5 protein-coding genes are annotated in these 6783 nt (G+C 72.2%); 3 read left to right on the top strand and 2 right to left on the bottom strand.

Going from position 1 to position 6783, the window contains the following annotated elements; genetic code table 11:
- Positions 1-112: 112 nt before the first annotated feature.
- Together ACFUVW_RS18540 and ACFUVW_RS18535 are read right to left on the bottom strand one after the other, a co-directional pair.
- The gene (locus ACFUVW_RS18540; protein WP_430572780.1) at positions 113-1282 is read right to left on the bottom strand and encodes a Gfo/Idh/MocA family protein; all 1170 of its coding nucleotides are present in this window, start codon (positions 1280-1282) and stop codon (positions 113-115) included.
- Between the two features lie 65 nt (positions 1283-1347).
- A complete protein-coding gene (locus tag ACFUVW_RS18535; protein ID WP_430572779.1) occupies positions 1348-3321 on the bottom strand; it encodes a DUF6807 family protein in 1974 nt (657 codons plus the stop codon).
- A gap of 210 nt (positions 3322-3531) precedes the next feature.
- Between ACFUVW_RS18535 and ACFUVW_RS18530 the strand changes: the two genes are divergently transcribed.
- Genes ACFUVW_RS18530 through ACFUVW_RS18520 form a run of 3 tightly spaced genes read left to right on the top strand, consistent with a single transcriptional unit; the run spans position 3532 to position 6744 of the window.
- Positions 3532-4455 carry a carbohydrate ABC transporter permease gene (locus ACFUVW_RS18530; RefSeq protein WP_430572778.1) on the top strand — a complete coding sequence of 308 codons (924 nt, stop codon included), beginning with the start codon at positions 3532-3534 and terminating at the stop codon, positions 4453-4455.
- The gene (locus ACFUVW_RS18525) at positions 4448-5395 is read left to right on the top strand and encodes a carbohydrate ABC transporter permease (protein WP_430572777.1); all 948 of its coding nucleotides are present in this window, start codon (positions 4448-4450) and stop codon (positions 5393-5395) included. The genes ACFUVW_RS18530 and ACFUVW_RS18525 overlap by 8 nt, the downstream gene beginning before the upstream one ends.
- Before the next feature lie 26 nt (positions 5396-5421).
- Complete coding sequence (locus ACFUVW_RS18520; RefSeq protein ID WP_430572776.1) at positions 5422-6744, top strand: ABC transporter substrate-binding protein; 1323 nt, start codon at positions 5422-5424, stop codon at positions 6742-6744.
- Positions 6745-6783 lie beyond the last annotated feature (39 nt).

Genomic DNA, 6783 nt, shown 5'->3' with positions numbered 1-6783 from the left:
CGAGATAGAGAAGGCAGGTCCGCGAGATAGAGAGGCCCGGACGGGGCGCCCGCTGGCGCGGCCCGTCCGAGCCTCTCTATCTCGCGCTCAGGGGTTCTCTATCTCGGCAAGGTCAGCGGGCCCAGGGTGCGCCGAGCTCGGCGAACGTGCGTTGCGTGCGCGCGACCTCGGCGCACCAGTGCTCGACGTCGCGCACCACGGGGTGTCGCTCGTCGCCGTCGCCCTGCCACTCGACGTGCTCGGGCGCGATCGGCGTCGGGTCGGCGCTGGTGCGCACGGCCTCGAGCACCCGCATGAACGCGCCGGTGTCGCGGACGTCGCACAGGAGCTGGCGCCCGTCGTCGGCGCGCGCCGCCAGCAGGTCGTCCAGCAGGGAGGCGCGCCCGTAGGTCTTGTCCATCTGCACGGAGTCGGTGCGCAGCAGCAGGCGGTCGTGCTCGTACTCGAGGACCAGCTCGCCGCGGGTGCCGGTCACGACCACGCGCGCCGGCGTGCGCTCGGCCGCGCACAGGGTGAGGCCGAAGCCGTACCGGCGGCCGGCGGCGTCCTTGACCCGCACCGCGGAGGTGTCGTCGGCCTCGATCGGGTTGGCGCGGTACAGGTCGGTGTCCACCCAGGCGACGTCCTGCGCCGTGGTCGCCCCGCCGAGCCGCAGCGTGGTCGCGACCGCGTGGGCCAGCGGGTTGGTCACCACCCCGTCGACGACGTCACGGCCGTCGAGCCGGCGTCGGCCCGCCCAGGCGGCGCGCCTCCAGTACGACGCGGTGCGCACCCAGGTGCCGACGGCGCCGAGCCCCTGCACCTCGCCGATCTCGCCGCGCGCCAGGAGGCCGGCCGCGGCGGGCAGGGCGTGCGAGCCGAAGGTCTGGAAGCCCACCTGGCAGCGGCGGCCCGTCCGCTCGGCCACCGCGACGAGCTCGGCGTGCTCGGCGAGCGACGCCGTCGTCGGCTTCTCCAGGAGCACGTCGATGCCGGTCTCCATCGCGGCACGAGCGAGCGGCAGGTGGGTGGGGATGGGCGTGCTCAGCACGACGACGTCGACCCGGGCCTGCGGGGCGGACAGCAGGTCGCCGAGCGTGGGGAACCAGGGCGCACCGGCGTCGTGGGCGTCGTGGCCGGGACCCGGCTCGCGCGGGTCGACGACGGCGGCGAGCCGCGCCCGTCCGGCGCGCTGGAGCTCGAGCACCCGGCGCACGTGGGAGGCGCCGTGGCCGTGCAGGCCCACGACCGCGATCTGCGGGGCGATCCGGGTGGCAGAGCCGTCGGAGGTCGGGTCGGTCATCGTCGTCCTGTCCGTGTCGTGCGGGCGTGCAGGGAGGTGGGTCCGGTGGGCCGGCGAGGGTGGGGTCAGCGCAGGGTGGCGGCGAGGGCCGCGGCCTCGTCGTGGCCGAGCGCGCGGTCGACGAGCGCGGCCACGACGCCCGTCTCGACGGTGCCGCCGGCGGGCACGACGAGCGGCGTGTCCCAGGCGAGCGCGGGCCCCGCGCCGGGGTACTCCGCGGCGCGCAGGAACCACGGCCGTGGCGTCGACGTCTGCGCGAGCAGCAGCGTCGTCGGGCGGTCCTGTTCCTGGGGCGGGGCGTAGGGGTCGTGGTGCTGCTGGACGTAGGCCACCCAGGGCGACGTGCTGCCGTGGGCCAGGGCCTCGCCCTCGCCCGCCTGCGACAGCACGACCGTGCTCTGCGACATCGGCGCGCGCCAGAAGACGCCGCCGTACCCGGCGCCCGGGCGCCCGTTGGTGGCCGGCGAGCGGATCTCCAGCGGCTGGTACGACGCGTGCAGGGTGGTGCGCCAGTCGAGCACCCACGTGCCGTCGTCGAGGAGGCGGGCGGCGAGCCGGCGCTGCTCGTCGAGCAGGGGGTTGCCGTGCTCGTCGTCCCAGCGCACGGTGTCGTGCAGCACGTGGGGCGCGAGCGGGTCGACCTCCGCGCGCGTGCTCACCTGGCGGCCGTGGTTGGGCAGCAGCGTCGGGCCGACGTCGGCCACGAACGTGCGGCCGCCCCAGAAGCTCGTGCCGTTGACGTCGGGCACCGCGACGCTCACGCCGTAGTGGTGCCGGTGGTCCACCGGCTCGGACTCGGTGAGGGGCACGCCCGCCAGCGAGTGCACCGGGTGCAGGTACGGGCGCGGGGAGTGGATGGCTGGCAGCCGCTCGCCGTCGACGTACCGCGCCAGCGGCACCCGGTCGCGCGTGTGGCGCAGCACGATCTCGCGCGGCTCGACGGACCACGTCGGGCCGGGGTCGGCGACGTCCGTCTCCGGCGTCGCGGCAGGCTCGGGCTCGGTGACGACGGCCCGCGCGATGCTGCGCGGCACCGGCCCGGTGCTGGAGCGGGCCTCGAGGCGCGCGGTGAACCGGGTGGTGGTGGCCGCGTGCGCGTCGTCGTCGATGACGGAGTGCAGCTCGCGCCACGCCTGGCGGCCGAGCTCGGCCTGGGGCACGGACACGGTGGTCAGGCCGGGCGTCGCGTACCGGGCGAGGTCGATGTCGTCGTAGCCGGCCACCGAGATGTCGCCGGGCACGGCGACGCCCGCCTCGTTGAGCGCGGCCAGGAGGCCGAACGCCACCAGGTCGTTGTAGGCGACGACGGCGGTGGCGCGGCTCGCGAGGACCTCGCCCGCGGCCGCGTGGCCGGACGCCAGGTCGGCGCCCACGGGGAGCTCGACGACCTCGAGGTCCGGGTGGCGCTCGAGGGCGGTGGCGAGGCCGGCGCGCCGGGCGACGTCGGTCGCGGCGGCCCGCGGCCCCGCGAGGTAGGCGAGGCGGCGGTGCCCGAGGCCGACGAGGTGCTCGACGACCTGGACGGTGGCGTCCTCGTAGTCGATGACCAGGCTGGGGGTGGCCGGGTGGTCGACGGGACGGTTGATCACGGCCGCGGGGGAGACGAGCGGGAGCAGCGCGTCGAGGGCCGTGCCGGGCATGCGGGGAGCGACCAGGATGAGCGCGTCGCAGCGCATGCGCGCCTCGCGGGCGATGGCCGCCTCCTCCGAGGGGTCCTCGGCGGCGTCGGCGACGAGCACGCGGTAGCCGTCCTCCGCGGCGGCGGAGGTCACACCGCGCAGGATCTGCTGGAACACGGGGTTGCCGAGGTCTGGCACCACGAGCGCGACTGTCTCGGTGCGCCCGAGGGACAGGCTGCGCGCGACGTTGCTGGGGCGGTAGTTCAGGTCGATCGCCGCCTCCTGCACCCGCGCGGCGATGGCGGGGTCGACGGTGCTGCGACCGTTCATCACGCGGGAGACGGTGGCGCGCGAGACGCCCGCGGCGGCGGCGACGTCCGCGATGGTGACGGACGGTCGCCGGACGTTCAGCTCAGGCATCGGTGCCTCCTCGTGCTCACGAGCCGACGGTACACCATTGGAAACCGGTTCCTCTCGTGGTACGTTCCCGAGAAGCAACCGGTTTCCAGGCGCAGGTGCCGGGGACCACGGATCGACGAGGATCGGGAGGCCGGCGATGACGCCCACCAGCACGCCGATCGGCAGCGTGATCGGCGACGTGATCGGCGACCGGATCGGCAGGGTGCCGCGATGGCGGTGATCCAGGAGGTCGCCCGCACCCGCGGGGCCGCGCGGGAGACGCGCAAGGGCGACGGCAAGGCCGCGGCGCTCTTCCTCGCCCCGTGGTTCGTCGGGCTCGTCCTCATCACGGCGTTCCCGCTGGTCGCGTCCCTGTACCTGTCGTTCACGGACTACAGCCTGCTCGAGGCCCCGGGGTGGATCGGGCTCGAGAACTACACCCGCATGTTCGACGACCCGCGCTTCTTCCAGGCGCTGAAGGTCACGTTCACCTACGTGCTCGTCTCGGTGCCGCTGCAGCTCGCCGCAGCGCTCGCGCTCGCGATGGTGCTCGACAAGGGGCTGCGCGGCCTGGCGTTCTACCGGTCGGTGTACTACCTGCCGTCGCTGCTCGGCGGCAGCGTCGCCATCGCCATCCTGTGGCGGCAGGTGTTCGGGGCCGACGGCCTCGTGAACCAGGTCCTCGGGTTCTTCGGGATCGAGGGCGTCGGCTGGGTGTCGCACCCCGACTACGCGCTCGGCACCCTCATGATCCTGAACGTCTGGACGTTCGGTGCGCCGATGATCATCTTCCTGGCCGGGCTGCGGCAGATCCCGGCGATGTACTACGAGGCCGCGGCGATCGACGGCGCGGGCCGCTGGCGCCGCTTCCGCAGCATCACGGTGCCGCTGCTCACGCCGATCATCTTCTTCAACCTGGTGCTGCAGCTCATCGGGGCGTTCCAGTCGTTCACGCAGGCGTTCATCGTGAGCGGCGGCACGGGCGGGCCGGTCGACTCCACGCTCTTCTACACGCTCTACCTCTACGAGAAGGGCTTCAGCTCCTACCAGATGGGGTACGCGTCCGCGATGGCGTGGTTCCTGCTGCTCGTCGTGGCGGGCATGACCGCCGTGAACTTCCTCGCCTCCAAGTTCTGGGTCTTCTACGATGACTGACGCTCCCGCGCGCACCGAGCCGCGCCCCGAGTCGCACCCCGCGGGTCCCCGCCCCACGCTCTCCGAGGTGGCGGCGACCTACCCCGAGCGCCGCCCGCCGCGCGGCCGCGCCTGGACCGCGGTCCGCCGCGTGCTCCGGCACGTCGCGCTCATCGCCTTCGGGCTCGTCATGCTCTACCCGCTGCTGTGGATGCTGGCGAGCTCGTTCAAGCCGACCGAGCTCATCTTCCGCGAGCCCGGGCTGATCCCCACCGAGTGGGACTTCGGCAACTACACCGACGGCTGGAACGCCCTGCTGGACCCGTTCAGCCACTACCTGCTGAACTCGGCGATCGTCGTGCTCGGGTCGGTGCTCGGCAACCTGGTCTCGTGCTCGATGGCGGCCTATGCGTTCGCCCGGCTGAAGTTCCGGGGCCGCAACCTGTGGTTCGCGATCATGCTCATGTCGATCATGCTGCCGATCCACGTGATCATCGTGCCGCAGTACATCCTGTTCTCGTCGCTGTCGTGGATCAACACGTTCCTGCCGCTGATCGTGCCGAAGCTGCTGGCCACGGACGCGTTCTTCGTGTTCCTCATGGTGCAGTTCTTCCGCGGCATCCCGAAGGACCTCGACGAGGCGGCCCGCCTCGACGGCTGCGGGCACGTGCGCATCTACCTGCGGATCATGCTGCCGCTGTCGCTGCCGGCCCTCGCCACCACCGCGATCTTCACGTTCATCTGGACGTGGAACGACTTCTTCAGCCAGCTCATCTTCCTGACGAAGCCGGACATGTACACCGTGCCCATCGCGCTGCGCACCTTCGTCGACGCCACGAGCAACAGCTCGTGGGGACCGCTGTTCGCGATGTCGATCGTCTCCCTGATCCCCGTGTTCCTCGTCTTCCTGTTCGGCCAGAAGTACCTCGTCAAGGGCATCGCCACCACAGGCATCAAGTAGTTCGCACCCGTTCGAAGGAGAACCTCATGCGAGTCACAGCCACCCGGGCGGCGCGACGCCGCGGCGTCGCGCTCGTCGCGCTCACCGCGGCAGGGGCCCTCGCCCTCACCGCCTGCTCCGGCGACTCCGGCGCCATGCCGTCAGACGACGACGGCGGCGGCGACGGGGACGTCGAGATCCGCTTCGCCTGGTGGGGGTCGGACGACCGGCACAAGACCACCCAGCAGATCATCGACCTGTTCGAGGAGAAGAACCCCGGCATCACCGTGGTGCCGGACTACACCGACTGGGACGGCTACTGGGACAAGCTCGCCACCGCCACGGCGGGCGGCGACACCCCGGACGTCATCACCCAGGAGGAGCGGTACCTGTCCGACTACGCGTCGCGCGGTGTCATCGGCGAGATGACGGGCGTCGACACCTCCGAGATCCCCGAGGACATCCTCGGCACGGGCGAGGTGGACGGCAAGCTCGTCGGCATCCCGACGGGCGTCAACGCCTACGCCATGGTCGCCGACCCGCAGATCTTCGCCGACGCGGGCGTCGAGATGCCCGACGACACGACCTGGACCTGGGACGAGTACGTCGACATCGCCGGGAAGATCGCGAAGGGCGCCGGTGACGGCGTCTGGGGGGCGCAGGACTACGGCTTCAACGAGGCCGGCCTCAACGTGCTGGCCCGGCAGAAGGGCGAGTCCCTCTACACCGAGGACGGCACGCTCGGCGTCTCCAAGGAGACGGTCGCGGAGTTCTTCCAGACGTCGCTGGACCTCATGGCGAACGGTGGCCAGCCCGACGCGTCGCGGTCGGTGGAGTACCAGAACGCCGGGCCGGAGGGCTCGCTGCTCGGCACCAACGCCGGCGCGATGGGCGTGTGGTGGTCCAACCAGCTCGGCGCGCTGTCCGACGCGTCCGGCCACGAGCTGGAGCTCCTGCGGCTGCCCGGCGAGTCGGAGTTCGAGCGCACCGGCATGTACTTCAAGCCGGCCATGTATTACTCGATCTCCGCGAAGACGGAGCACCCCGAGGAGTCGGCGAAGCTCGTGGACTTCCTGCTCAACGACCCGGAGGTGGCCAAGCTGCAGCTCACCGACCGCGGCCTGCCGGCCAACATGTCGGTGCGGGAGGCGATCCTGCCCGAGCTGACGGCCGCGGACCAGAAGGTCGCGGACTTCATGGCCGACCTGGAGCCCGACATCGTCGACAACCCGGTCGTGCCGCCGAACGGCGCGAACGAGATCCAGGACATCATGATCCGGATCAACACCGAGGTGCTGTTCGAGCGCATGACGCCCGAGGAGGCCGCCGACGCGTTCCTCACGGACGTCGGCGCCGCGATCGGCGGCTGACGCCCGCACGACGGCGCCGTCCGGCCGAGGGTCGGGCGG

The organism is Isoptericola sp. NPDC057391, from assembly GCF_042668085.1.
Taxonomy (GTDB): domain Bacteria; phylum Actinomycetota; class Actinomycetes; order Actinomycetales; family Cellulomonadaceae; genus Isoptericola.
The sequence above is the reverse complement of the archived record's forward strand: the minus strand, read 5'-3'. Positions and strand labels throughout refer to the sequence as shown.

Excerpts from the sequence above, each read along its gene's own strand:
- ACFUVW_RS18540 (WP_430572780.1), bottom strand. The coding sequence starts at position 1,282 with ATGACCGACCCGACCTCCGACGGCTCTGCCACCCGGATCGCCCCGCAG.
- ACFUVW_RS18535 (WP_430572779.1), bottom strand. The coding sequence starts at position 3,321 with ATGCCTGAGCTGAACGTCCGGCGACCGTCCGTCACCATCGCGGACGTC.
- ACFUVW_RS18530 (WP_430572778.1), top strand. The coding sequence starts at position 3,532 with ATGGCGGTGATCCAGGAGGTCGCCCGCACCCGCGGGGCCGCGCGGGAG.
- ACFUVW_RS18525 (WP_430572777.1), top strand. The coding sequence starts at position 4,448 with ATGACTGACGCTCCCGCGCGCACCGAGCCGCGCCCCGAGTCGCACCCC.
- ACFUVW_RS18520 (WP_430572776.1), top strand. The coding sequence starts at position 5,422 with ATGCGAGTCACAGCCACCCGGGCGGCGCGACGCCGCGGCGTCGCGCTC.